We start from the raw sequence: 23,916 nt of genomic DNA, 5'->3' as shown, positions 1-23,916 counted from the left end.
ATGACCCACCCTTCCCACATTGCCCTGATTGAATTTGAGCTGAATGGTTTCCATCAGAGCCTGGTGCTTTATCGCCAGCAGATGGACGCGTGGTATTCGCGTGCGCTGGATTCGGTGAGCCATGGGCTGGATATGCCGTCGCTGCTGGGGATGGATCGGGTGTTGCGGGTGGGTGATTCGCAGCGGGCGGTGAGCCTTTCCGATACCGACTTTTCGACCGTGGCTCAGTGTCCGGCGGGAGGCGAACTCAAGATCGAGAGCCTGTTCGAGTCGGTGTATGACGTGCCGATCGGCAATATCCCGGTGGAGGTGATCGGGCTGGATGACGGCAGTTCCACCGTGGTCATGTTGGATGACCAAGGCAAAGGCTCGCACCACTGCGCGGCGGGCGGGCGTTATCAGGTGCGGGTGCAGGGGGGCGTTTCTGCTGAGCAAGTGGACGCGTTGTTTGCGTCCTACGCTGGGCTGACAGGGGACTTGGAGCAGTGGCTTCGGTCTGAGTGGTCGGGTTTTAAGCCGCACTGGGAGCAGTCCACCGCCAGCGCGATTGGCAGCGGCGTACTGGCGGGCAGTTGGGCCGCGATTCGTGATGTGTGGGACAGCATCAAGCTGGTGCAGGCGATTCTTGATGACCCATTGAAGTATGTCGAACAGCTGGGCGCAGAAGCGGCCAAATTGGCACAGCTCGCCACCGATGCGCCCAAAGTCATGGAACAGGCGATGTTGCTGGCCAGTGATGAGGCAGCACTGTTCCTGATGCTGCGCACGGCGATGATCTGGTTGGACGCAATGCCGCTCGGTGAAATGGCTGAGATGGCGGCTGGGTTTGTGGTGTCGTTGCTGATTGATCTGGTGATTGGCGTAGTGTTGACCATCGCCTTGCCGGCGGCGGGTGTGGCGTATTTGAGCCTGCGGTTGGTCAAGTATGGCGGGCAGATTCTTGAGGCGGCGGTGGGTTTTGTCAGGGGGCTTTTGGGGATTCTGACGAAGTTCATGCAGGCCGTGGATCGCTACAAGGCGGTCGCGGTTCGCGGGGTGGTTGGCGGGTTGAAGCAAGGCAGGCTGCAGATGCGCTGGAAGGCGCGGCAGAACGCAGTGCTGAAGCAGGCGGAGCCTGTGGATGATGTGCCTGTTTCTGCTCGAAACCCGGCTGGGGATGCGGCGGCGTCTTCGGACAAGACAGCCACTAACGGCTGCCCAGTGTCGATGGTCACGGGTGAGGAACTGCTGAAGCTCACCGACGGAACGCTGGACGGGATCTTGCCGTTTGAGTGGACCCGCTTGTACCGCACCAGTGCGGTGGACGTGGATTGCGGGCTGGGGTTTGGCTGGAGTCACTCGCTGGCGCATCGGCTGAGTGTTTCCGGGAATTCGGTGGTGTGGACGGATCATGAGAACCGCACGACTACCCTGCCCTTGCCCACGCTTTCTCGGCCGGCGATTACCAATAGCCTGGCCGAAGCTGCGATTTATCTGGGCGCTTTACCCGATGAACTGGTCCTGTCTCAAGGGGCACGTTTCTACCACTTCCGCGACGGCGTGCTGACGGCGATCAGCGATGCGTATGACAACCGACTGCGCATTTTCCGTAACTACCTGGGGCAGATTGAGCGGCTGGACAACGGCGTGGGGCGCTCGTTGTTTTTGCGCTATGCGTCGGGCCGCATTGTGGCGGTGGATTACCAGATTGAGCGGGCCGTGGACGACGGTCCGTTTATTTGGGTGACAGAGCAAAACGTTGTTGCCTACGCCTATGACGCGGCGGGTCGGTTGGTTTCAGCGACCAATGCCGTAGGCGAAAGCGAGGTTTATCGGTACGACGCGCAGCACGTCATTCTTGAGCGTGGCTTGGCCGGTGGCGCGAGTTTTTTCTGGGCGTGGGAAAGGTCTGGTAAGGCGGTGCGATGTGTCCGGCATTGGGCCAGTTTCTCGCAGATGGACACGCGCTATGCCTGGGATGACAACGGGCAGGTCACGGTGGTTAACGCCGATGGCAGCCAGGAAGTCTACGTGCATGACCAGCGAGCGCGGCTGGTGCAGCGGGTGGATCCTGACGGGGCCCAACATTTCAAATCCTACGATGACAAAGGCCGGCTGACGGTTGAGCAGGATCCGCTGGGGGCGATCACGGCGTATCAGTACGACGAAGCTGGACGGTTGGTGGCGCTGTTTCCGGGGGATGATGAGCCGACGACCTACGAGCATGACAACGGATTCGTACGGGTTGTGCGGCGTGGTGAAGCGGTTTGGAAGTATGAGCGTAATGACCAGGGCGACGTTACGCGTAGGACCGATCCTGACGGCAACTCCACGGACTACAGCTACAACAAATACGGGCAACTGACGCAGGTTTGGCTGCCGGATCACAGCTGTCATCGGCTGGTTTGGAATGAGCGTGGGCAGTTGCTTGAGGAGCAGTTGCCGACTGGAGGAATCAAGCGTTATCGCTATGACGATCTCGGGCGGCAGATTACGCGGGAAGATGAACACGGCGCGTTCACGCAATTTGAGTGGAACCACGTAGGACGATTAGTCCAAATCGTCTTGCCGAGCGGTGATACGCGTAAATATACCTACAACGCTTACGGAAAAATCACCTCCGAACGGGATGAACTCGGCCACGCCACCCGCTACGAATACGCCGACGGCCTGCACCTGATCAGTCGTCGCATCAATGCTGATGGCACGCAGGTCAAATACCGTTACGACAACACTCGTTTGCTGCTGACCGAGATCGAAAACGAGGTGGGCGAAACCTACCGGCTCCAGTATCACGCCAATGGCCTGATCCAACAGGAAGCCGGGTTTGATGGGCAGCGCACGGCTTACGCCTACGACCTCAATGGCAACCTGCAGGAAAAGACCGAACACGGTGATGACGGCAGTCAGCTGGTTACCCGCTACGAACGCGACTATGCCGGTCGGCTCGTAAGAAAAACCCTACCCGACGGCAACAAGGTCGATTACGCCTACGACCGCCAAGGCAATCTCCTCAGCGTCGAGGATGGCCACTGGGCGTTGGCCTACGAGTACGACAGCCAAAACCGCCTGACTGCCGAACACCAAGGCTGGGGCACGCTGCGCTATGGCTACGACACCTGCGGCCAACTGCAAAATCTACGTCTGCCGGACAACAACCGGGTGGTGTTCAACCACACCAAAGGTGGACACCTCGCCACTGTCGAGTTAAACGGCACGTTACTGACATCCCACCTGTTCAAAGCCGGCCAGGAACGCCAGCGCCAACAAGGCCAACTGATCAGCTACTACCACTACGACGACCAGCAACGCCTGCACGCCCACGCCGTCACCCAACAGCAAACTACCTTTTACCAACGCCACTACGACTACGACAAAGCCGGAAACCTCACTCGCTTGCTCGACACCCACAAAGGCGAACACCACTACCACTACGACCCACTAAACCGCCTCACCCACGCCGACCACTCCCAAGGCGAACAGGAACGCTTCGCCCACGACCCGGCCGGCAACCTGCTCATGCAAAACCGCCCCGGCCCCGACATCGTGGCGGGCAATCGCCTGATGATCCAAGGCGATCACCACTACGACTACGACGTCTTCGGCAACCTTATCCGCGAACGGCGTGGCAAAGGCCACGCACTCGTCACTGAATACCGTTACGACTGCCAGCATCGCCTGATCGGCATTAAAAAACCCAACGGCCAGACTGCCAGCTATCGCTATGACCCGTTTGGGCGGCGGATCAGCAAGACCGTGGATGGGGTTACGACCGAGTTCTTCTGGCAAGGCGACAAGCTAATCGCCGAGCACCACGAGGATCGCCACCGCAGTTACCTCTACGAGCCCGACAGCTTCCGGCCATTGGCGCTGCTGGATGGCTTTGGTCCAAAGGAAACCAAGCCCTACCACTACCAACTCGACCACCTCGGCACCCCGCAGGAACTCACCGCCCCGGATGGTGAAATCGTCTGGTCAGCCCACTACCGCGCCTATGGCGAAATCAGCCGTCTCGACATAGGACAAGTCGACAACCCGCTGCGCTTCCAGGGTCAATACTTCGATCAAGAAAGCGGGCTGCACTACAACCGTCACCGCTACTACAATCCGGATATTGGTCGCTACTTGACGCCGGATCCGGTGAAATTGGTGGGGGGGATCAATGCGTACCAATACGTACCCAATCCTACGGGATGGGTGGACCCGCTAGGGTTAAGCTCATGCCCTGGGGGAAATGGTTGCGAGCAAGGCACCATTTCTCAACGCTCTTCGTCAAGCATCAATGACGGAGAGCCCGCTTTACCGCAACTGACGCGTGCTAAGCGGCAGGCAAGAATTGATGAGCTGGCTGAGTCAAACATTCATCGGCGATTATCGGAGCTTGAGACATCAATTCCAGGAGCACACTTCTTGGAAAAACATGGAGCCCAGACCTCTTTGGAGTCCCAACTGGAACGGGTGGCAACGGCAAAAAACCCAACTACCGGCGAAATTGAGACCTTTGACAGGGGAAGAAGAGCAGGCACACCAAGACTACCAAGTGCTGCCACGCATTTTCTTAGTCATAGAGATCAATTTAATGCAATTGAAAGAGCTATTCTGATATTCAAGCTCGATGGCCGAGCGCAAACCCCAAGACCGATGGACATGGGAAAAATTATCGGCGAAGGATATAAGAGAGATGGACTAGAATATGGAAAACAAACTAAAGCAGTTGTGCATTTAGACAGAGATGGAAAACCAATCACAGCCTATACGGATTTTGATAGATGAAAAAGAAACCAACCCTCACGATACTGCAAGGCTTTTTATTTACTTACAGCACAGAAAACACCAAAAACCGAGAAAGAGAAGAAATTATAGTTTCAAAAAATGTAAATAACGAGACTGAACTTTCAGAACTGTTTGACATTTTAACCAAGCCAGAATTTCTCTCATATACAGAGGATGAGCAAATATGGCTCATAGAAACTATCGAATACTACCTATCGAAAGACGAGGATTTCGAATCTGTCTTTTATCTATTTGATACATACTTCGAAGACGACATAACTAACAAAAGAGTGTTCATGGCAGTACTGCTTGAACGTCTCAAGAGTTACCGTCGCGAGACCGAATCGTACTAATAAAAAACGGTCAAAGAAACGAAAAAATGAATTGCACTACCTTAAATAGCCATCCTCAAAGACCAGCCAACTTGATAACACCACCCCTGTGGCGAGCGAGCTTGCTCGCGCTGGGCCGCGCAGCGGCCCCACTCCAGACAATGGGGTTTTCAGGTGGATCGGCATCGCCTGTTCTGGGGCTGCTGCGCAGCCCAACGCAGGGCAAGCCTGCTCACCACAGAAGCCTGCTCATCACAGCCTTTTCACCGCAGGCAATACTCGACCAGATGAGAGGGGCCTCACCAGCAAAATGAGTGCCCCCCAAAATAATCACCGCTTCGACAACTCCATAATCATCCGACTCAGCAAATAAACCCGCGGCACCACACTCTCCACCTCCGCATATTCCTCCGGCGTATGAATATTCCCGCCAACAATCCCAAACCCATCCAACGTCGGCGTCCCAACCCCGGCCGACAAACTCGCATCCGCCGCCCCGCCGCTACCTTCGATGGTCAGTGTCTTGCCCAACTCCGCATAAATGCCCTGGGCAATCGCGACCAGTTTGTCCGACTCCGGCGTTTGCGGCATCGGTGGCAAGCCACGCTGCAGGCTGGTCTTCACTTCGGTCTCCGGGATCAGCTTGTTCGCCGAGACTCGCGCCAGGTCTTTCTCGATGCGATCAAACTCTTCCGGTAATGCCGCACGCACGTCAGCTTTGGCAGTGGCTTGGTCAGGAATGACGTTGGTACGGTCCCCGGCCTTGATCACGGTAAAGTTGATGGTGGTTTTCTTCTCTTCATCCCCCAGCTTGCCCAGTTGCAGGATCTGGTGCGCAGCTTCCATGGCGGCGTTGCGGCCGAGTTCCGGGGCGACGCCGGCGTGGGCGGCTTTGCCTTTGACTTCGACCACGGCGGTGGCGCTGCCTTTGCGCCACACCACCAGGCCGTCGGCGGGGCGGCCGGGTTCGAGGTTGAGGGTCACATCATGGCCCTTGGCGGTTTTGCGGATAAGGTCGGAGGCGGCGTCGGAACCGGTTTCCTCGCTGGCGTCGAGCAGGAAGGTGATCTGCGCGTAGTCCTTGAAGCCCTGGTCCTTGAGGACTTTAAGCGCGTAGATGCCGGCGACGATGCCGCCCTTGTCATCCATCACGCCGGGGCCATAGGCGCGACCGTCCTTGATGTGGAACGGGCGTTCGGCAGCCGAGCCTTCCTTGAACACCGTGTCCATGTGGGCCATCAGCAGGATCTTGGCTTTGCCGGTGCCCTTGAGGGTGGCGACCACGTGGCTGTTATTGGCCGCTTTGTCCGGCACCAGTTCAATGGAAAAACCGAGCTGTTTCAGCTCATCCACGGCAATGTCGCGCACTTGGGTCAGGCCCGGTTCATAACCTGAACCCGAGTCGATATTCACCAGGCGCTCCAGCAGTTTCAGGGCTTCGGCCTTGTACTGTTCGGATTGCGCCTGGATCTGTTTATGGGGTTCAGCGCTGTAGGCCGGCAGGGCGAAGGACAGGGCCAGGGTGGCGGCCAGGAGGGTACGGGGGAAAGTGAAGAGCATGAACCGATCCTTGTTTTTGTTGAAAGGTGCCGCCACACCCTACTCCACTAGATCGATCGCAACCAACTCCCCTGTACTGAACTGACGCGGTTGCGCCCGCTGCTCTTGGCTTCGTACAGCGCCTGGTCGGCGTCGTTCAGCCACTGCGTGGAGTCGGCATGGGTCGGTTGATACGGCGCCAGGCCGATGCTCAAGCTGGCGCGCAAGGTCGGGTCCTGGGCGTAGGCCAGTGCGTTGAAACGGTCACGCAGGGCGTCCATCACTTCGGTGGCGCGGTTGAGCGCCATGTCGGGCAGGATCACGCAGAATTCGTCGCCACCGTAACGCCCGGCCAGGTCGGTGGCGCGCAGGTTCTGGCGCAGCACTTTGCTGAGCTGGCGCAGGACGATATCACCGGTGACATGACCGTAGGTGTCGTTGATGGTCTTGAAGTGGTCGATGTCGATCAACGCGATGGCGGCGCCAGCAGGACCTCGGCGGCAGCGTTGGAATTCGATTTCCAGGTGGTCCTTCCAGGCGCCGTGGTTGAGCAGGCCGGACAGACTGTCGGTGCGGCTCAGGGCGAGCAATTCGCGCTTGTGTCGCGCCAGGGTCACCGCCTGGCGATAACAGATCCAGCCCAGCGCCAGCGGGTACAGCATCAGGATCGGCAGGCAGGCGTAGAGCTGTGCCTGAGAGGTGACGGCGATGAATGCCGGGGCAAAGATCAGCAACGCAGTGCCAATACCCAGCGCCTGCGCCACCCAGCCCGCCAGCATGAAGCGGGGTCCGCCGATGGCCACGTTGTTCATCGTCATCATCGATAAGGTCGTCACGCTGGGCAGCGGGTTGAAGTGCATCGCACCGACCCAGAACCCACCGCAAAAGGAATCGAACAACAGGTTGCGCCGCTCGCTGCGCAGTGCGTTGTTGCTGCGCAGCGTCAACTGAAAAGCCATATGCGGCCAGGCAAAGGCGTTGATCACCATCCAGGCCCACACCCACCACGCGGGCTCCAGGGGATACATCCCGAACACCACACACACAAAACCGAGCGTCAGCCCGAGGGTACGGGATTTGTACAGCCGTGAAGCGAGCGGAAGTCCGGTGCCTTCTGCAGCTGACATGGTGGGGTGAGATCCTGGAGGAATGCCTGGAGTCTATCAGGGCAACGGCAGATCGCCACTACCGCTCATAAGCTCAACACTCAGTGGGCAAAGCCCCGCGCCAGCATCAAGGCAACGCCCACCAGCAACAGGGCCGTGATGCGCTGCAACCACACACGGCGCTTGGGGTTTTCCAGCACGTGCTTGATGCGCTGGCCGAAATAGCAATACAGGCAGCCGCTGGCGAATTGCAGCAACAGGAACGTCAGCCCGAGGATGGCAATGTCCACCGTCGAACTGTGCTCCCCGGTCCCGGCGAACTGGGGGAACACCGCGCTGAACATGATGAGGGTCTTGGGATTGGAAAACCCGGTCAGCAAGCCCTTGCCGAACAGGTTGCGCGCTGCTTCCACATGGCCGATCCGTTCGATCACCACGCCGCTGCTGGTCCACTGTTTGTAGGCAAGGTGCAGGATGTACGCCACGCCGACCACCTGGATACCCTGGGTGATCACCGGGTAGCCCTTGATCAATTCGGAAAAGCCCACGGCAAAGATCAGGATCGAGATCAGGTACGCCACACTGGCGCCGATTTGTGCCGGGATCGAACGGCGCAGCCCGTCACGCACGCCCAGGCTTAACAGCAGCAGGGTCATGGGGCCGGGGCTGAAGGTCATGGTGGCGCAAAACAGCAGGAAATACAGGAACGAGGAAAGGGTTAACGCGCTTGTCATGGCCGGGGACCTGGGGGATGGAGCCCGCAGTCTAGGCAGTTGGCATTGCGCAAGGCAGGTAAAGTGAGGCCTAATCGGCCCTGACTTTACCGGTAAAATCACCAGCAAAGATAAGGAGGTCGCGTGTTTGTATCGGCCATCGCCTTTGTAGAAGACACCCCCAAGGTGCAACAGATTGTCGAGGCGTTCAGCCAGGCCATCGAAAACGGCGAATGGGCGCCCGGCAGCAAATTGCCCTCGGTGCGCGCACTGACCGAGACCCTGGGCGTGAGCAAGTTCACCCTCAATGAGGCCCTCGACCGCCTACGCGGGCGCAACCTGCTCACGTCCAGCCAGGGCCGTGGCTATTTTGTGGCGATAGACCACCCAAGGCCGACAACTTCGAACTGGGTTGAGCTGCTGCCTCAGGACCTGCTCAGCGTATTGCGCCGCCCTCTCGCCACCGTCTACGGCGACCTGCGCCCCGGCGGCGGCCACCTGCCGGAAACCTGGCTGGACAGTGAAGCCCTGCGCCAAACCCTGCGCAGCGTGGTGCGTGCGCCGTCACTGCGCATCGCCAGCCTGGGCACACCGGCCGGGTTACTGCCGTTGCGCCAGGCCCTGCAGCAGAAGCTGCACGGCGAGGGCCTGTCGGTGTCGGTGGAACAGATCATCACCACTCCCAACACCGTGCAAGGCCTGGACATGCTGATGCGCCTGCTGGCACGTCCCGGCGACACGGTGCTGCTCGATGCACCGTGTTATTTCAACTTCCACGCCAACCTGGCCCTGCACGGGGTCAAGGTGGTGACGATCCCGCGGCGTCCCGACGGTTTTGACTTCACGGCCCTCGAACACCTGCTGGCCGAGCATCGCCCCAGCCTGTACCTGACCACCAGCGTATTGCACAACCCCACCGGCCACTCGTTCAGCCCCGGCCAGGCGTTCCGTCTGCTGCAACTGACCCAGCAGTACCACTGCCATATCATCGAGGACGACCTCTACGGCGACCTGCACCCCAACCCGCCGCCGCGCCTGGCCGCCCTCGCCGGCCTCGACCAGGTCACCTACCTGTCGGGCTTTTCCAAGGTCCTCAGCGCCAACGCCCGGGTCAGCTTCGTGGTGGCCGCGCCGCAACTGGCGGCCAACCTCACCAACATGAAGCTGATGAGCGGCGGCGTGACCTCCGAACTGTTCGAGCAGATCGTGTATCGCATGCTCAGCGAAGGCAGCTACACCAAGCACCGCAAACGCATGGTGCAACGCTTGATGGAGGCCGGCGGACGCGTGGAACAGTGGCTCAAGCGTTGCGGCTGCGAGTTGCCGATGGGTTACGAAGGCGGGATGTTTATCTGGGCGCGCCTGCCGCCTGGGGTCAACGGCGAACTATTGGCCCAGGCAGCGTTAAAGCAGGGCATGGTGCTCGCGCCCGGCGCGCTGTTTGGCTACGACCCGGCGCAGCGTGACTCGATGCGTTTCAACGTGGCCCACACTGATGAGCCCCAGGTGCAGCGATTGTTTGAGACGCTGTTGCGAAACGCTGGCTGAATCAACTCACGATGTCGCTCTGCTGCAATTTACCGTGGACCAGCAGGACGAAGGCCGGCTCGCCAGGCTTGCCGCTGATTTGCAAGGTGCTCATCTGAAGTAGCGGGTCAAAGGTCACCACCGCCTCGCCACTGGCGCCAGAAAGTGCACTGACAAATTTCAGTGGCTTGTCGCCCAATGCCGCGCTGATCCCGGACACATCCACCCGGTCTTCGCCGCTGACGAAGTCCATGATCTGATCGGGCGCGTCGTGGGTCGACTCGCTGGTGTTTCCATAGACAAAGACGTCGTTGCCCTTGCCACCCCACAGAAGGTCCGCCCCGCCTGCACCATATAACCGGTCGTTGCCCTCCCCACCTTTGAGCGTGTTGGCAGCTTCATTGCCCACCAGCAAATCGTTGCCGGAGCCGCCGATAACGTTTTCGATGGTCACGCCATAGGCAATCGAGACATTGCCCTTGAGGCCGCCGACATCCGAAAAGGTCCCGGCCTTGAGACTGATCTGTTGGTACTGCTTATAACCGGAAAAGTCCAAAGTATCGGCGCCGCCGCCATCCCAAATGACAGCGACCATCTTGTCTTTGTCGGTCTTGACGCTGAGGAAGTCGCGGTCCGTATTGGAGTTGAAGCCGTAGGTGGTGTCGTCCTTGCGGGTTTCGTGGTTGGCGCCGTATTTCTTCTGATAAGCGCTGATATCGTCAAGTTGCGGTGCCGACGCGCGGGTACCGCGGTGATTCATATAGCCGTGACGTTCGCCCAGGTAACTCATATGGGTATGGCTTTAGGAGTCTTCGATATAACCTGCTTTGCTGGTCTTTTTTATTATACAAATGGCCGTAGTTCCCGACGGTAATGTGACCTTCGCTAGTCGCCGTTTTCGGCCCCTCGGTAAACCTGACGTTGGCCACATCTGAAATGGATTGCAAACTGCGTCGGGTCTGGTCCCGTTGATTTTCCAGGATGTGGCTGAACCCGGACATATTGCGCTGTCGTCGATCCTTGTCTTTGGGCGGTTCTCGAAACTCATAGGTCACCTCATAACGACCGTCGCCGTTCTTGTCCGGCCAGCCTGAACTCCCACGCCAGAGCCTTTCTGTGGCTTCTTGAGGCGTCTTGGACGGTAATCCATTGTGCTGGATGCCGGCACCGCGATCATCTCGGTGCTGAAATTGTTCAATCGTCTGAAACGTGGTGCTGGCTCGCGAAGTAACGGCGGTCATGAATGCACTCTCACCAGGCAATAAAACCTGATCTTCTGGCCTTGAGTACCCTGTCGGATGTGCGTTTAAGCCGGGAATCCGAGCGACTCAGGCCATGTGAACCTATAGCTTTATTCCGGGTTGACATAGGACGTCACCCCGATCCTGGCGCATCAAAGCCGCAATTTTGCTTCATCGTGTATCTCCCTAACGCCAGATACACTGCAATACAAAGGGCACAAGGCAAAGGCAACGACAGTGGCTAGACTGCGCCCCAATGAGTAATTAACGAGGAAAGCAGCATGGATCATGTCGATCACATCCTGATCGTCGATGACGACCGGGAGATCCGCGAGCTGGTAGGCAACTACCTGAAGAAAAACGGCATGCGTACCACCGTGGTCGCCGACGGCCGCCAGATGCGTAGCTTCCTCGACACCACGCCAGTGGACCTGATCGTGCTGGACATCATGATGCCCGGCGACGATGGCTTGCAGCTGTGCCGCGAACTGCGGGTGGGCAAGCACAAGGCCACGCCGGTGCTGATGCTCACCGCGCGCAACGATGAAACCGACCGCATCATCGGCCTGGAAATGGGCGCCGACGACTACCTGGTCAAACCCTTCGCCGCCCGTGAATTGCTGGCGCGTATCAACGCCGTATTGCGCCGCACACGGATGCTTCCACCGAACCTGGTGGTCAGCGAAACCGGCCGGCTGATCCGCTTCGGTCGCTGGCGCCTGGACACCACTGCCCGCCACCTGCTCGACGAAGACGACACCCTGGTGGCCCTGAGCGGCGCCGAATACCGGCTGCTGCGGGTGTTCCTTGACCACCCGCAACGCGTGCTCAACCGCGACCAGTTGCTCAACCTGACCCAAGGGCGCGATGCCGACCTGTTCGACCGTTCCATCGACCTGCTGGTGAGCCGCCTGCGCCAACGCCTGCTGGATGATGCCCGCGAACCGGCCTACATCAAGACCGTGCGCAGCGAGGGCTACGTGTTCTCGCTGCCGGTGGAAATCCTCGGGGCCGAGCAATGAGCTTAAGGTTTGGCTGGCCGCGTACCCTGGCGTCACAGTTGTCGCTGATCTTCCTGATCAGCCTGGTGTGCGCCCATGGCTTGTCCTTCAGTGCGCAGTTCTACGAGCGCTACATCAGTGCGCGCACCGCCATGCTGGGCAACCTGGAAAACGATGTGTCCACCTCGGTGGCCATTCTCGACCGCCTGCCGGCCAACGAACGCACCAGCTGGTTGCCGCGTCTCGACCGTCAGAACTACCGCTACCTGCTCAATGCCGGCGAAACCGGCGAACCGATGAGCAGCGATGATGTGCCCATGGCCGCCACCTCCATCGCGGATGCGCTGGGCGAACACTACGCGTTGACCTTTCGCGACATCCCCGGCATGCAGAAACACTTCCAGGCGCACCTGAACCTCGCCGATGGCAGCCCGATCACGATCGACGTGCGCCCCACCGCCCTGCCCGTCGCCTATTGGCTGCCGGTGGTGCTGGTGCTGCAACTCGCGTTGTTGCTGGGTTGTACCTGGATCGCCGTGCGCCTGGCCATCCGCCCATTGACCCGCCTGGCGCGCGCCGTGGAAACCCTCGACCCTAACGCCCACCCCACGCCGCTGGACGAAAACGGCCCCACCGAAGTCGCCCACGCCGCCGCCGCGTTCAACGAAATGCAAAAACGCATCGCCGAATACCTCAAGGAACGCATGCAGATCCTCGCGGCGATTTCCCACGACCTGCAAACCCCGATCACCCGCATGAAACTGCGCGCCGAATTCATGGAGGACTGCGCCGAACGCGACAAACTCTGGAGCGACCTGGGCGAGATGGAACACCTGGTACGCGAAGGCGTGGCCTATGCGCGCAGCGTCCACGGCGCCACCGAAGCCAGCCACCGCATCAACCTCGACGCCTTCCTCGACAGCCTGGTATTTGATTACCAAGACATGCACAAACAGGTCAGCCTCAGCGGCAAAAGCGCCGTGGTCCTCGACACCCGCCCCCACGCCCTGCGCCGGGTACTGGTGAACCTCGTGGACAACGCCCTCAAATTTGCCGGCGCCGCACAACTGGAAGTCGGCTCCACGGGCAATGGCGAACTGTCGATCAAGGTCCTGGACAACGGCCCCGGCATCGCCGAAGACGAACTGATCCGGGTGATGCAACCGTTCTACCGCGTGGAAAGCTCACGCAACCGCGGCACCGGCGGCACCGGCCTGGGTTTGGCGATCGCCCAGCAGTTGGTGGTAGCTATTGGCGGCACGCTGACCTTGAGCAACCGGCCGGAAGGTGGGTTGTGTGCGCAGATCAAGATCAGCCTATAGCCTCACCAGAACCAAATGGCTGGCTTTCCGGCGATGCAGACACCCGGTGTATCAGGCATACCGAGTCGATGCCATCGCAGGCAAGCCAGCTCCCACAGTGGACCGCGTTCGCCGTTGCTTTTGCTTTTGCTCCACACCACTCAAGCCGGCTGTCAGGCCGCTGTGCTTTTGCTTTTGATCTTGATCCTAGGCGCCCCGTCAAACACGCTGGCCGAACGCAGGCTTGAATCCGTGGGTAACCCGGCAGGACGCCGGGTTAGCCGCGCTGGGCCAAGGATGGCCCATCGCGGCGGCCCACGGATTCAAGCCTGCGTTCGGGCACACCGAGCCTAAGCGAGGTGCCGAGTGTTGGGGCAAGAGCCCTTTGGTTACTTTGGGGCTTTTCCAAAGTGACCCGCCGTAAGGGCGGAACCCATATCAGCCATCACCCAAATAACGGATATGCACGCAATCAAAACCCCACTCACCCCGCCGCCGTAGAAGGCTCCAACTGCCGCTGCGCCAACCAAATCTCCTCCTGCAACCACTGCCCAAACACCTGCAACTGCGGCATATCCGTCTGCTCCGGCCGAGTCACCAGCCAATACGACTGATGCCCCTCCACATGCACATTCAGCACCTGAGTCAACTGCCCAGCCGCCAACTCCGCCGCCACCATATGCCAGTCAGCAATCGTAATCCCCAACCCATCCGTAGCCGCCCGAATAGCCAGATCCAACAGATCGAACTCATACCCACCCTGGGTATCCACCCCATGGATCCGCGCCGCATCCAACCAATGTTTCCACGTGAGATACCGCTGATCCTCACTGGCCAACACATGCAGCAAAGTCATGCGATTCAAGTCCACCCCATCGCTGCACTCACGGGCATACAGTGACGGTGCACACACCGCAATATGCCGTTCCTGAATCAACAACGAGCTGTCCAAGCCATCCCATTCACCATTGCCAAAACGAATCGCACAATCGAGCGTGCTGGTCTGCGCCAGGCTGTCCTGCAAGCAAGTGGTGATGCTCAACTCCAGCTCCGGGTGGGCCTCACGCAGGCGCCCCAGGCGCGGCATCAACCAGCGGCTGGTAAAGGTCGGCGGCGCATTGACGTGCAGGCGATTGGAGTGGGTTTTCTGCTGGATACTGCGTACCGTCAACTCGATCTTGTCGAAGGATTGGTTCAGCGCACGCAGCAGTACGCGCCCGGCGCTGGTCAGCTCCAAGTGGTGATGGCGTCGTTCCAGCAGGTTCTCGCCCAACTGTTCTTCCAACTGCCGGACCTGGCGGCTGACCGCGCTCTGGGTCACGTTCAACAGCTCCGCAGCCCGGGTAAAACTGCCGGTGCTGCCGGCCACCTCGAAAGCCTTGAGGGCATTGAGACCGGGCATTTTGCGTTTCATGAAGGGCACTCGAAGACGACTGACGAGGCGCCAAGCATCCCACGATCCGTAGGATGTTTCCTAGCCAACATGATTTTTTGTATCTGCCAGCCCGTCTATCTCCACACCTTGGCGCCCTGACGCGGACTAACATGCGTTTAATGAACGTTTAACGGCTGAATTTATCGTTTGTCGATCTTTGCGCAAATCACAAAACTGCGGGCATCTCTAATAAAAACAACATGAGAGCAGCCCCATGTCCGACTCCAACGTTCTAGCGACCCTGGACGGTAACGCGCCGCACCCCGCTGTCGACGCACTGTGCACCCAAGTGCAGCGCGGCGAGATCAACCGCCGCCAATTCCTGCGCACCGCCGCCCTGCTCGGCATCACCGCGGCCAGTGCCTCCACCTTCATCGGTTCAGCCTTGCTCGGCAGCGACGCCCAGGCGGCCGACGGCACGCCCGCCCGTCAAGGCGGCAGCCTGCGGTTTGCCTGCGCCATCCAGGAAATCCAGGACCCGATGCTGATCACCTGGATCGAAGCCTCGAACCTGTTGCGCAACTCCCTGGAATACCTGACCTGGGTCGACGCCGATAACATCACCCACCCGTACCTCGCCGAAAGCTGGAGCCCATCAGAGGATCTCACCACCTGGACCTTCAACCTGCGCCAGGACGTGAAGTGGAGCAACGGCGACAGCTTCAACGCCGATGACGTGCAGCACAATATCCAGCGCTGGATTGCCGCCGACTCCAAGTCGGTCAACCGCACCGCGTTCCAGGACATCAAGGCCTTCGAAAAAGTCAGCGACTACCAGTTCCGTCTGCAACTCAAGCGGCCGATCCTGGCGATCCCGGAAATGCTCAACGCCTTCACCTGCGCCCTGGTGCACCGCAGCTTCAAGGCCGGCGATGACTGGGCGAAAAACCCATTGGCCACCGGGCCGTTCAAGCTGGTGTCGTTTGCCGTGAACAAGCAGGCGACCTTCGCCAAGCGCGCCGACTATTGGGGCAAACCGGCCAACCTCGACGAGCTGCGCTACATCGACATGGGCACCGACGTGTCCACCCACCTCGCCGCCCTGCAAGCCGGCCAAGTCGACGTGCTGTACCGCGTCACCGTGGCCGAGTTGGACCTGGCCAAGCGCCTGCCCGGCGCGCAACTGCTCAGCTGCAAATCCGCGCAGACCGTGGTGATGCGCATGGCCTGCGACCAGAAGCCCTTCACCGATGTGCGCGTGCGTAAAGCCGTGGTGCTCTGCGCCGACAACGCGCAGATGCTCAAGGTCGCCTATCGAGGCATGGGCACCCTGGGCGAGGACCATCATGTGGCCCCTTCCCATCCTGAATATTTCCCACTGCCCAAGCGCGAACGCGATGTGGCGGCGGCGAAAAAACTGCTGGTCGAGGCCGGTTTTGCCAATGGCCTGGACATCGACCTGATCGTCGGCAACACCCAGGGTCGTTATGAGCAGGACTGCGCGCAAATCCTGCAGCAAAACTGCCTGGAAGCCGGGATCCGCATCAACCTCAAAGTGGTCCCGGCCGCACAATACTGGCCGATCTGGGACAAGGCCGCGTTCAGTCTGACCTACTGGGCCCATCGCCCGCTCGGCGTGATGTCCCTGGAATTGGCCTACCGTGGCGGTGGCGCCTGGAACGAAAGCCACTACAGCGACCCGGCCTTCGACGCCGCGCTGGACAAGGCCATGGGCATCATCGACCCGAAACAACGTGCGGCGGCCATGCAGAGCGTCGAGCAGATCCTGCAGGACGCTTGCGTGATCGTGCAGCCGTTCTGGGGCGACAAGTTCACCGCCGTGAGCAAAAAGGTGCAGGGCTTCCAGGTGCACCCTTCCGACTTCTACCCCATGGGCAATGTCTGGCTGAGTGCCTGAATTACTGGCGCAACACACCTCCCATTACCCGTCGGAGCATGCACCTGATGGCTCATTTTCTATTGCGCAAACTGCTGATGCTGTTAGCGACACTGCTGTCGGTGTCGCTGATCGTGTTCCTGGCCCTGGAGCTGAACATCGAGGACGTGGCAATCAACGTCCTCGGCCCCTACTCCGCCGCCGACCAGCGCGCGGCGTGGCTGCTGGAACATGGCTACAACCAACCCTTCGTGTGGCGCTACCTGGTGTGGCTCAAGGACTTCGTGACCGGCGACTGGGGCACCTCGGTGTACTTTCGCGAGCCGGTGCTCAAGCTGCTGCTTCCGAACCTCTGGCAAACCCTGGCCCTGGCCGGGCTGGCCTTGCTGGTCATGGTGCCGGTGGCGTTGACCCTGGGCATCCTCGCCGGGATTCGCCAGGGCTCTTTGATCGACCGGCTGGTGTCGTTCCTGTCGATTGTCACCACCTCGATCCCGGACTTCGCCAGTGCGGTGTTCGTCTCGGCAATCTTCGTGTTCTGGCTCAACTGGCTGCCCGGCGTAAGCAGCATGAGCGATGGCTTCAGCGCCGTGGAACTGGTGCTGCCGCTGATGGTGCTGTGCCTGTTCGGCATTGGCTACCTGGCGCGCATTACCCGCGCGTCGATGGTGGAAGTGATGCAAGCGCCGTATATCCGCACCGCACGGCTCAAAGGCGCGTCCACTACACGCATTGTGCTGCGCCACGCTTTGCGCAACGTGCTGATCGCGCCGGTCACGGTGATCATGCTGTACATCCCGTGGCTGCTGTCGAACGTCATCGTGGTGGAGGTGTTTTTCGCCTACAAGGGCTTCGGCTCGCTGCTGTACACCGCGTCGCTCAACCATGACGTCTACCTGATCGAAGCCTGCGCAATGATCAGCGGCGTGGTGGTGGGTATCAGCAAGATCTTCTCGGACCTGGCCTACACCTGGCTCAACCCGCGCATCACCCTGCACAGTCTCGGCGGAGGCCGCCAATGAACCTGCTCAACGCCTTCAAACATCCCCTGGCCCTGCTCGGCCTGCTGCTGGTCGGCGGCTGGGTGTTGATCGCCCTGTGCGCGCCGTGGCTGGCGCCCCATGATCCGCTGGAAAGCTTCACGCCGTTGCTCACGCCAATGACGGCTGGCGATGACGGCGCACGCTTCTTGCTTGGCACCGACATGATTGGCCGCGACATCCTTTCGCGCTTGATCTGGGGCACACGCACCGTGCTGTTCTGGTCGATCCTCGCCACCCTCACCGCGTTTGCCGTGGGCATCGCCATGGGGCTGTGCGCCGGCTACTTTAACGGTTGGGTGGACGCGGCGCTGTCCTACGTGGCCGATACCGTGCTGTCGTTCCCGGTGCTGGTGTTGTACATCGTGATCATCATCGCCCTCGGCGCGTCGGCGCTGAATATCCTGATTGCGGTGACCTTCACCAGCGCCCCGGCGATTTTTCGCATCATGCGCGCGTTGACCATCGACATCCGCTCGCGCGACTACGTGCTCAGCGCCATCACCCAGGGCGAAGGCTCGCTGCGCATCATGCTGGTGGAAATATTGCCCAACTGCGGCGGGCCGCTGATCGTCGATTTCTGCCTGCGCATCGGCTACACCGCGATCATGATCGGTGCCTTGGGTTTCCTCGGCCTCGGCCTGCCGCCGCCTACGCCGGACTGGGGCGGCATGATCAACGACGGCCGCGCCATGGCCATTTCCTTCCCGCACCTGGTGATCTTCCCCTGCATCGCCATCTCCACCCTGATGCTTGGCCTGAGCCTGCTCGCCGACGGGCTGGATGAACACGCGCAGCAAGGCGCAAGGAGTTGAGCATGAACAGCCAGCAAACCGTATTGCGGGTCGACAACCTCAGCGTCGAACTCCCCAAGGGCGCCGACCGTAGCCACGCCGTGCAGGGCATCAGCCTGGAAGTGCGCAAGGGCGAAATCCTCTGCGTGATCGGTGAGTCGGGCTCGGGCAAATCCGTGCTGTCGGCGGCGATCATGGGCGACTACGCCAAAGGCCTGCGACATGCCGGCGGCGTGATCGATTTTCTCGGCGACGACATCTGCACTCTCGATGAAGCCCGCTTGCGCGCCCTGCGTGGCAATCGCATCGCGATGATCTTCCAGGAACCCATGGCGGCGCTGAACCCGGCGATTCGCATCGGCAAGCAAGTCGAAGAAATCTTCGACATCCACGCCCCGCAGATGCCCGCCGCCGAGCGCCGTGAACGCATGCTCGCGCTGCTGGAGTCCACCCAACTGCCAGACCCACCGCGCATCGCCAACAGCTTTCCCCATCAATTATCCGGCGGCCAATGCCAACGTGTGGTGATTGCCATGGCCTTGGCGATGAACCCGGATTTGCTGATCGCCGACGAGCCCACCACCGCCCTTGACGTGACCACCCAGGCCCAGGTGCTGAAGCTGGTGCGCGACCTGCGTGGGCGTGGGCAGCACGGCATTCTGTTTATCACCCATGACTTCGGCGTGGTGGCGCAGATCGCCGACCGCATTGCAGTGATGGAAGGCGGCCGCCTGGTAGAGATCGGTGAGCGCGACCAGGTACTGAACGCACCGGCCCACGCCTACACGCGCAAGCTGATCGCCGCCGTACCGGCGCTGCACCCGGAGCTGCATGCGCCGAGTGCCGACGGCGAAATGGCGCTGCGTATCGAGCACCTGACCAAGACCTACACCGTCGGCGGCAGCTCGGTGGCGGCGCTGCGCAATGTGTCGCTGAACCTGCCACGGGGCAAGACCTTGGCGATTGTCGGCGAGTCCGGCTCGGGCAAAAGCACCCTGGTCAAGGCGGCGATACGCTTGGTGGACAGTGACAGTGGGCATGTGTGGGTGGGCGATACCGATTTCCTGGCCTTGAATGGCTCGGCGTTGGCGGCCAATCGGCGGCGTATCCAGATGATTTTCCAGGATCCCTACGGTTCGTTGAACCCGCGCCACCGTGTCGGCGACATCATCGCTCGCGCCGCGCAATTGCGTGGGTTGTCGGCCAAGGATGCCTGGGCCGAGGCCGGTGATCTACTGGAACAGGTCGGCCTCAAGCGTGATGCATTGCAGCGCAAACCCCGGCAGTTCTCCGGCGGCCAGCGCCAACGCATCGGCATCGCCCGTGCCCTGGCGATGCGCCCGCAAGTGCTGATCGCCGATGAAAGCGTGTCGGCGCTGGATGTGTCGGTGCAGAAACAGGTGCTGGAATTGCTGGCCGACCTGCAGAAGCAGCTGAACCTGAGCATCCTGTTCATCACTCATGACCTGCGGGTGGCCGCGCAGATCAGCGACCACATCGCCGTGATGCGCCAGGGTGAAGTGGTGGAGTACGGCACTGCCGAACAGGTGCTGCTGCGCCCACAAAATGCCTACACCCAGGCACTGTTGGCGGCCGCACCGGGCGCGTCCGAACTGCCCGCCGCCGGACCGCCCTTGCGGCTGATCCGCCCCACGGCTCACTGAGTTCAACCCTTTTCCCTGCGTCGCAGCGTTCGCTGCGGCAACGGGCTGCTGTTGCCCAAAAAAACTAAAAACGAGAGTAAAACCATGCGACCAACGATGCGCTACTTCACCCTCATCCCTGTGCTCGGCGCCCTCGCAGCGCCGGCCATGGCCGTGCAGGTCACCGACAACCTCGACCTCGGCGGCGCCATCCGCGCGCGCTGGGACTACGACCCGGACCGCGACATCCAGAAGTTCGGCCTGGACACCGTGTTCCTAAGCGCCAAGTACAACTCCGACAGCTGGATCGGCGAGGCGCAGTACCGTTTCTACGGGCGTTCGTACCCCTACCAGTACACCAAGAACTACGGCGACATCCAGTTCGCCAAGTTCGCCTGGGTCGGCTACAAGTTCAACCCCGAGCAACAAGTGCAAGTGGGCCTGAACACCGTGCCATTCGGCTTGCAGCCCTACTTCGGCAGCACCTTCTACGAAACCCTGGGCAACGTGATCGGCCTGGAAGACGTGCAGCAGGTCGGCGCCAAATACGTGCAGCAGACCGGCGACTGGAACATCCAGGCCGGCTACTACCTGCGCCCGGCGTGGCAAGGCAAGGGCACCAGCAAGGGCGTGACCTATTCCAGCGTGGTGTCCGGCGCCGACAGTTACGTGGCCGACGGCAGCGACAACCAGGAACGCAACACGGTGGTGCTGCGCGTGGCCAAGGCCCTGGACCTGGGCGACTGGAAATCCGAAGTCGGCCTGTCCGGCCTCACCTCCACCCTGGAAAACAAAGACACCGGCAACGATGGTCGACGCAACGCCGTAGCCATCCACTACCTGGGCAAAAACGGCCCGTGGGGCCTGCAATTGCAGGCGGCGCGCCAACAGATGTCGCCGCGCAACGCCGGCACCGACGAAGTGGTGACCCTGGGCGGTTATGACGGCACCTTCAACGTCGCCAGCCGCGGCAACCTGTATGTGGCAGACCTGAGTTATGACGTGGGCGGCAAGTACCTGTGGGATCAGGTTAGCGGTGTGAAGCTGTATGCCAACTACAGCGCCTTCGATAAGTCCGCCGATGAGTTCAAGACCTCGCAGCGGGTGATCCTCGGTACGTCGTTTTCGTTCAGCAAGTTGTGGATTGCGACGGAGTGGTTGATTGGCAAGAATGACCCGTACATCGGTGGCAGCAGCTACACCCAGAGCCTGGGGGCTGGGGGTAGCAACCAGTGGGAGAATCAGCTGTACATGAACATTGGGTATTACTTCTAATAGGCGTCGTCAGTTCTGACGCTTTCGCGGGCAAGCCCGCTCCCACAGTTTGAATGCATTCCCCTGTGGGAGCGGGCTTGCCCGCGAAGAGGCAAGCACCAACACTATAAAAACAATGTATGGAACCCAAACCATGCGCCACCTCCCCTCTCTCAACATGCTCCGCGTCTTCGAAGAAGTCGCCCGCCACCGCAGCTTCAGCCAGGCCGCCGTAGGCCTCAACGTCACCCAGGGCGCAGTCAGCCGCCAGATCAAGCAACTGGAGGACTACCTTGGCGTTGCCCTCTTTATCCGCACGCCCCAAGGCTTGTCCCTGACCGAAGCCGGTTTTGCCCTCTCCCCGCACTTGAGCGACGCCTTCGACCATATCGAACGCGCCCTGCAAGCCGTGCGCGTGCCCAACCTGCGCCAGCGCCTGCGCATCGTCGCGCCGCCGACCTGGGCCACGCGTTGGCTGTCCGCACATTTGCGGCGCTTCTGCGAGCGTTACCCGGACATCAATCTCAGCGTCACCCACCAGGCGACCCACGACAGCCTGGCGGAAATCGACTGCCAGATCCGTTTCGGCCTGGAACCGGCGACGCATTGCAGCAGTGAGCTGCTGGTGATGGAGCGGCATATCGCGGTCGCCAGTCCGGAGTTGTTCAGCGACGGCCAACCGCCGGACCTGCGGCGATTTCCACTCCTGCATATCCTGCACGACGGCAAGCGTTTGAAGGTCTGGGAGAACTGGCTGGCGGCCATGGGCCGTGAGGACATTGATGCGGACCAGGGCCTGGAATTCAGCACCCTGGACCAGGTGATCCACACCGCCCTGGCAGGCGGTGGCTTGGCGGTGATCGACCGGCAGATGATCGAACGTGAGTTGGCCAACGGCAGCCTGTTGCCGATCACCCCCGTGGAAGTGATCGGTCCTTATGGCTATTGGCTGGATGTGGCGACGGACAAACAGGGTTTATCCAAGGTGCGGTTGTTTACGCAGTGGCTGGGCCAGGTCAGCAACCCCTGACACCGGCGGGGCCTCGGCCTTGCACGCCTGGCTCAAGGTCAACGCCTTGGTTTCCGGGGCCCAGGCCCAGGAGATGATCGCGCCAAACACCAGGATCGCCGCAAGAATGCCCATGGTCGGGCTCAAGCCGATCCCAGCCACGCTGACCGGCAACAGGAAGGTGCTGATGGCCGAGCCCAAACGGCTCACAGCCGTAGCCAGGCCAATACCGCTGGCGCGCACTTCGGTGGGGAAACTTTCCGCCGGGAACACGCCGACCAGGTTACTCACCGCCGACAGCACCAGCGTGAACACGCCGAAGGTCAGCACCATCAACCACGCCAGGCTGCCCGGCAACACCGCAAGCAAGAACAACGCGGCGGCCAGGATGATGAACGAGTTGATCAAGAAGCCCCGGCGCGAAAACTTCACCGTGCACCAGATGCCGATCAACGCACCGATAATCAGCAGAAGATTAAGCAGCAGCTCGGTGCCAAAGCCCTGGGACAAGCCCATCTTTTGCAGGATCGACGGCAAAAAGGTGTAGATCGCAAAGTACGGCATCACGATGCACACAAAGAACAGGCAGTTGAACGCGGTGCGCTTGCGGTACTCACGGCTGAACAGCACGCCATAGCCGGATCGGGTTTGCGCGGACGGTTCTTCGTCCAGCACCACATGCTCGCCCAGGTGTTTTTTGACGATGGCGCGGGCTTCGGCAATGCGCCCACGGTTGACCAGCCAGCGGGGCGACTCGGGCGTGCCGATACGCGCAATCAGGATCAAGCCGGCGGGAATTGCCGACGACGCCAGCATCCAGCGCCAGGCGTCGTCGCCCAGGCTGAGCATCGCAGTGCCGACAAAGGTCGCCGCCACATAACCGAAGGTCCAGATCACGCTGAACGAGCCGAGCAACACGCCGCGATGTTTCTTCGGCGAAAACTCCGCGAGCATGGCGTGGCCCACACTGAAATCACCGCCCAGACCAATGCCGATCAGGATGCGGCACAGCAACAAGCCCATGGCTGTCTCGGCATAGAACTGCATCACCGAGGCCACGGTGATCAGCACAAAGCTGACCAGGAAGATTTTCTGCCGACCGAGGGTGTCGGAGATCCAGCCGAAGAACAGGCTGCCCAGGAACAGGCCCGATCAGGGCGGAAGCGCCGATCAAGCCTTGCCAGAACGCATCGAGTTGCATCTGTGGACTGAGCAGGGTGAAGGCGATACCGATCAGGCCGAGGATGTAGCCGTCGGTGAAATGCGCGCCGAACGTCAGGCCGGCGATTTTCAGGTGAAAGCGGCCGATCGGCAGGTCGTCGATTTTTATGGATTGAGCGGTCATGGGTGTTCTCCATATTGTTGTTCTTGACGGAGTAACAGCCGGTGCCC

General features: G+C 60.6%; 16 protein-coding genes and 1 pseudogene. 10 read left to right on the top strand and 7 right to left on the bottom strand.

What is annotated here, in order from left to right:
* Positions 1-4,752 carry an RHS repeat-associated core domain-containing protein gene (locus AYR47_RS21360; protein WP_061436739.1) on the top strand — a complete coding sequence of 1,584 codons (4,752 nt, stop codon included), beginning with the start codon at positions 1-3 and terminating at the stop codon, positions 4,750-4,752.
* 662 nt (positions 4,753-5,414) lie between these two features.
* Here AYR47_RS21360 and AYR47_RS21350 read toward each other — a convergent pair.
* The 3 genes from AYR47_RS21350 to AYR47_RS21340 all read right to left on the bottom strand — a co-directional run bounded on the left by AYR47_RS21350 (position 5,415) and on the right by AYR47_RS21340 (position 8,463).
* The gene (locus AYR47_RS21350) at positions 5,415-6,644 is read right to left on the bottom strand and encodes a M20/M25/M40 family metallo-hydrolase (RefSeq protein WP_028616627.1); all 1,230 of its coding nucleotides are present in this window, start codon (positions 6,642-6,644) and stop codon (positions 5,415-5,417) included.
* A gap of 47 nt (positions 6,645-6,691) precedes the next feature.
* Positions 6,692-7,750, bottom strand: a complete 1,059-nt coding sequence (locus tag AYR47_RS21345; RefSeq protein WP_033899629.1) for a diguanylate cyclase — start codon at positions 7,748-7,750, stop codon at positions 6,692-6,694.
* Positions 7,751-7,830: 80 nt separating this feature from the next.
* Positions 7,831-8,463: a LysE family translocator gene (locus tag AYR47_RS21340; RefSeq protein ID WP_033899628.1), complete on the bottom strand. Its 633-nt coding sequence runs from the start codon at positions 8,461-8,463 to the stop codon at positions 7,831-7,833.
* Between the two features lie 123 nt (positions 8,464-8,586).
* Between AYR47_RS21340 and AYR47_RS21335 the strand changes: the two genes are divergently transcribed.
* Positions 8,587-9,990, top strand: a complete 1,404-nt coding sequence (locus AYR47_RS21335; RefSeq protein ID WP_061436737.1) for an aminotransferase-like domain-containing protein — start codon at positions 8,587-8,589, stop codon at positions 9,988-9,990.
* Between the two features lies 1 nt (position 9,991).
* Here AYR47_RS21335 and AYR47_RS33020 read toward each other — a convergent pair whose 3' ends face one another.
* Complete coding sequence (locus tag AYR47_RS33020; protein ID WP_237142496.1) at positions 9,992-10,729, bottom strand: M10 family metallopeptidase C-terminal domain-containing protein; 738 nt, start codon at positions 10,727-10,729, stop codon at positions 9,992-9,994.
* Positions 10,689-11,210: a hypothetical protein gene (locus AYR47_RS33015; RefSeq protein WP_237142495.1), complete on the bottom strand. Its 522-nt coding sequence runs from the start codon at positions 11,208-11,210 to the stop codon at positions 10,689-10,691. The genes AYR47_RS33020 and AYR47_RS33015 overlap by 41 nt, the downstream gene beginning before the upstream one ends.
* Positions 11,211-11,491: 281 nt before the next feature.
* On the opposite strand from AYR47_RS33015, the gene AYR47_RS21325 reads away from it, so the two are divergent.
* Both AYR47_RS21325 and AYR47_RS21320 read left to right on the top strand, forming a co-directional pair.
* Positions 11,492-12,232, top strand: coding sequence for a response regulator (locus AYR47_RS21325; RefSeq protein WP_028616631.1), 741 nt, complete (start codon positions 11,492-11,494; stop codon positions 12,230-12,232).
* Positions 12,229-13,533: an ATP-binding protein gene (locus AYR47_RS21320; protein WP_061436734.1), complete on the top strand. Its 1,305-nt coding sequence runs from the start codon at positions 12,229-12,231 to the stop codon at positions 13,531-13,533. The genes AYR47_RS21325 and AYR47_RS21320 overlap by 4 nt, the downstream gene beginning before the upstream one ends.
* 463 nt (positions 13,534-13,996) lie before the next feature.
* On the opposite strand, the gene AYR47_RS21315 is transcribed toward AYR47_RS21320, so the two are convergent.
* A complete protein-coding gene (locus AYR47_RS21315; RefSeq protein WP_061436732.1) occupies positions 13,997-14,926 on the bottom strand; it encodes a LysR substrate-binding domain-containing protein in 930 nt (309 codons plus the stop codon).
* A 235-nt stretch (positions 14,927-15,161) separates the two neighbouring features.
* On the opposite strand from AYR47_RS21315, the gene AYR47_RS21310 reads away from it, so the two are divergent.
* The 6 genes from AYR47_RS21310 (at position 15,162) to AYR47_RS21285 (ending at position 22,545) form a co-directional block, all read left to right on the top strand.
* Positions 15,162-16,805, top strand: coding sequence for an ABC transporter substrate-binding protein (locus AYR47_RS21310; protein ID WP_033899620.1), 1,644 nt, complete (start codon positions 15,162-15,164; stop codon positions 16,803-16,805).
* Positions 16,806-16,852: 47 nt separating this feature from the next.
* Positions 16,853-17,806, top strand: a complete 954-nt coding sequence (locus AYR47_RS21305; RefSeq protein WP_033899632.1) for an ABC transporter permease — start codon at positions 16,853-16,855, stop codon at positions 17,804-17,806.
* Entirely contained in the window at positions 17,803-18,639 is an 837-nt protein-coding gene (locus AYR47_RS21300) for an ABC transporter permease (protein ID WP_033899617.1), read from the top strand. The genes AYR47_RS21305 and AYR47_RS21300 overlap by 4 nt, the downstream gene beginning before the upstream one ends.
* A gap of 2 nt (positions 18,640-18,641) precedes the next feature.
* Positions 18,642-20,282, top strand: a complete 1,641-nt coding sequence (locus AYR47_RS21295) for a dipeptide ABC transporter ATP-binding protein (RefSeq protein WP_033899616.1) — start codon at positions 18,642-18,644, stop codon at positions 20,280-20,282.
* Positions 20,283-20,366: 84 nt separating this feature from the next.
* Positions 20,367-21,536: a hypothetical protein gene (locus tag AYR47_RS21290; protein WP_025999685.1), complete on the top strand. Its 1,170-nt coding sequence runs from the start codon at positions 20,367-20,369 to the stop codon at positions 21,534-21,536.
* Between the two features lie 133 nt (positions 21,537-21,669).
* Positions 21,670-22,545 carry a LysR substrate-binding domain-containing protein gene (locus AYR47_RS21285; protein ID WP_061436731.1) on the top strand — a complete coding sequence of 292 codons (876 nt, stop codon included), beginning with the start codon at positions 21,670-21,672 and terminating at the stop codon, positions 22,543-22,545.
* Here the strand turns inward: AYR47_RS21285 and AYR47_RS21280 are convergent.
* Positions 22,492-23,869, bottom strand: a pseudogene (locus AYR47_RS21280) (MFS transporter). The gene AYR47_RS21285 and the pseudogene AYR47_RS21280 overlap by 54 nt on opposite strands.
* Positions 23,870-23,916 lie beyond the last annotated feature (47 nt).

It is taken from the genome of Pseudomonas azotoformans (genome assembly GCF_001579805.1).
GTDB lineage: Bacteria > Pseudomonadota > Gammaproteobacteria > Pseudomonadales > Pseudomonadaceae > Aquipseudomonas > Aquipseudomonas azotoformans_A.
This window is presented reverse-complemented; position numbering and strand designations above follow the sequence as displayed.

Bases quoted from the DNA above. Each gene is read 5' to 3' on its own strand.
- AYR47_RS21360 (WP_061436739.1), top strand. From the start codon at position 1: ATGACCCACCCTTCCCACATTGCCCTGATTGAATTTGAGCTGAATGGT.
- AYR47_RS21350 (WP_028616627.1), bottom strand. From the start codon at position 6,644: ATGCTCTTCACTTTCCCCCGTACCCTCCTGGCCGCCACCCTGGCCCTG.
- AYR47_RS21345 (WP_033899629.1), bottom strand. From the start codon at position 7,750: ATGTCAGCTGCAGAAGGCACCGGACTTCCGCTCGCTTCACGGCTGTAC.
- AYR47_RS21340 (WP_033899628.1), bottom strand. From the start codon at position 8,463: ATGACAAGCGCGTTAACCCTTTCCTCGTTCCTGTATTTCCTGCTGTTT.
- AYR47_RS33020 (WP_237142496.1), bottom strand. From the start codon at position 10,729: ATGAATCACCGCGGTACCCGCGCGTCGGCACCGCAACTTGACGATATC.
- AYR47_RS33015 (WP_237142495.1), bottom strand. From the start codon at position 11,210: ATGACCGCCGTTACTTCGCGAGCCAGCACCACGTTTCAGACGATTGAA.
- AYR47_RS21325 (WP_028616631.1), top strand. From the start codon at position 11,492: ATGGATCATGTCGATCACATCCTGATCGTCGATGACGACCGGGAGATC.
- AYR47_RS21320 (WP_061436734.1), top strand. From the start codon at position 12,229: ATGAGCTTAAGGTTTGGCTGGCCGCGTACCCTGGCGTCACAGTTGTCG.
- AYR47_RS21315 (WP_061436732.1), bottom strand. From the start codon at position 14,926: ATGAAACGCAAAATGCCCGGTCTCAATGCCCTCAAGGCTTTCGAGGTG.
- AYR47_RS21310 (WP_033899620.1), top strand. From the start codon at position 15,162: ATGTCCGACTCCAACGTTCTAGCGACCCTGGACGGTAACGCGCCGCAC.
- AYR47_RS21305 (WP_033899632.1), top strand. From the start codon at position 16,853: ATGGCTCATTTTCTATTGCGCAAACTGCTGATGCTGTTAGCGACACTG.
- AYR47_RS21300 (WP_033899617.1), top strand. From the start codon at position 17,803: ATGAACCTGCTCAACGCCTTCAAACATCCCCTGGCCCTGCTCGGCCTG.
- AYR47_RS21295 (WP_033899616.1), top strand. From the start codon at position 18,642: ATGAACAGCCAGCAAACCGTATTGCGGGTCGACAACCTCAGCGTCGAA.
- AYR47_RS21290 (WP_025999685.1), top strand. From the start codon at position 20,367: ATGCGACCAACGATGCGCTACTTCACCCTCATCCCTGTGCTCGGCGCC.
- AYR47_RS21285 (WP_061436731.1), top strand. From the start codon at position 21,670: ATGCGCCACCTCCCCTCTCTCAACATGCTCCGCGTCTTCGAAGAAGTC.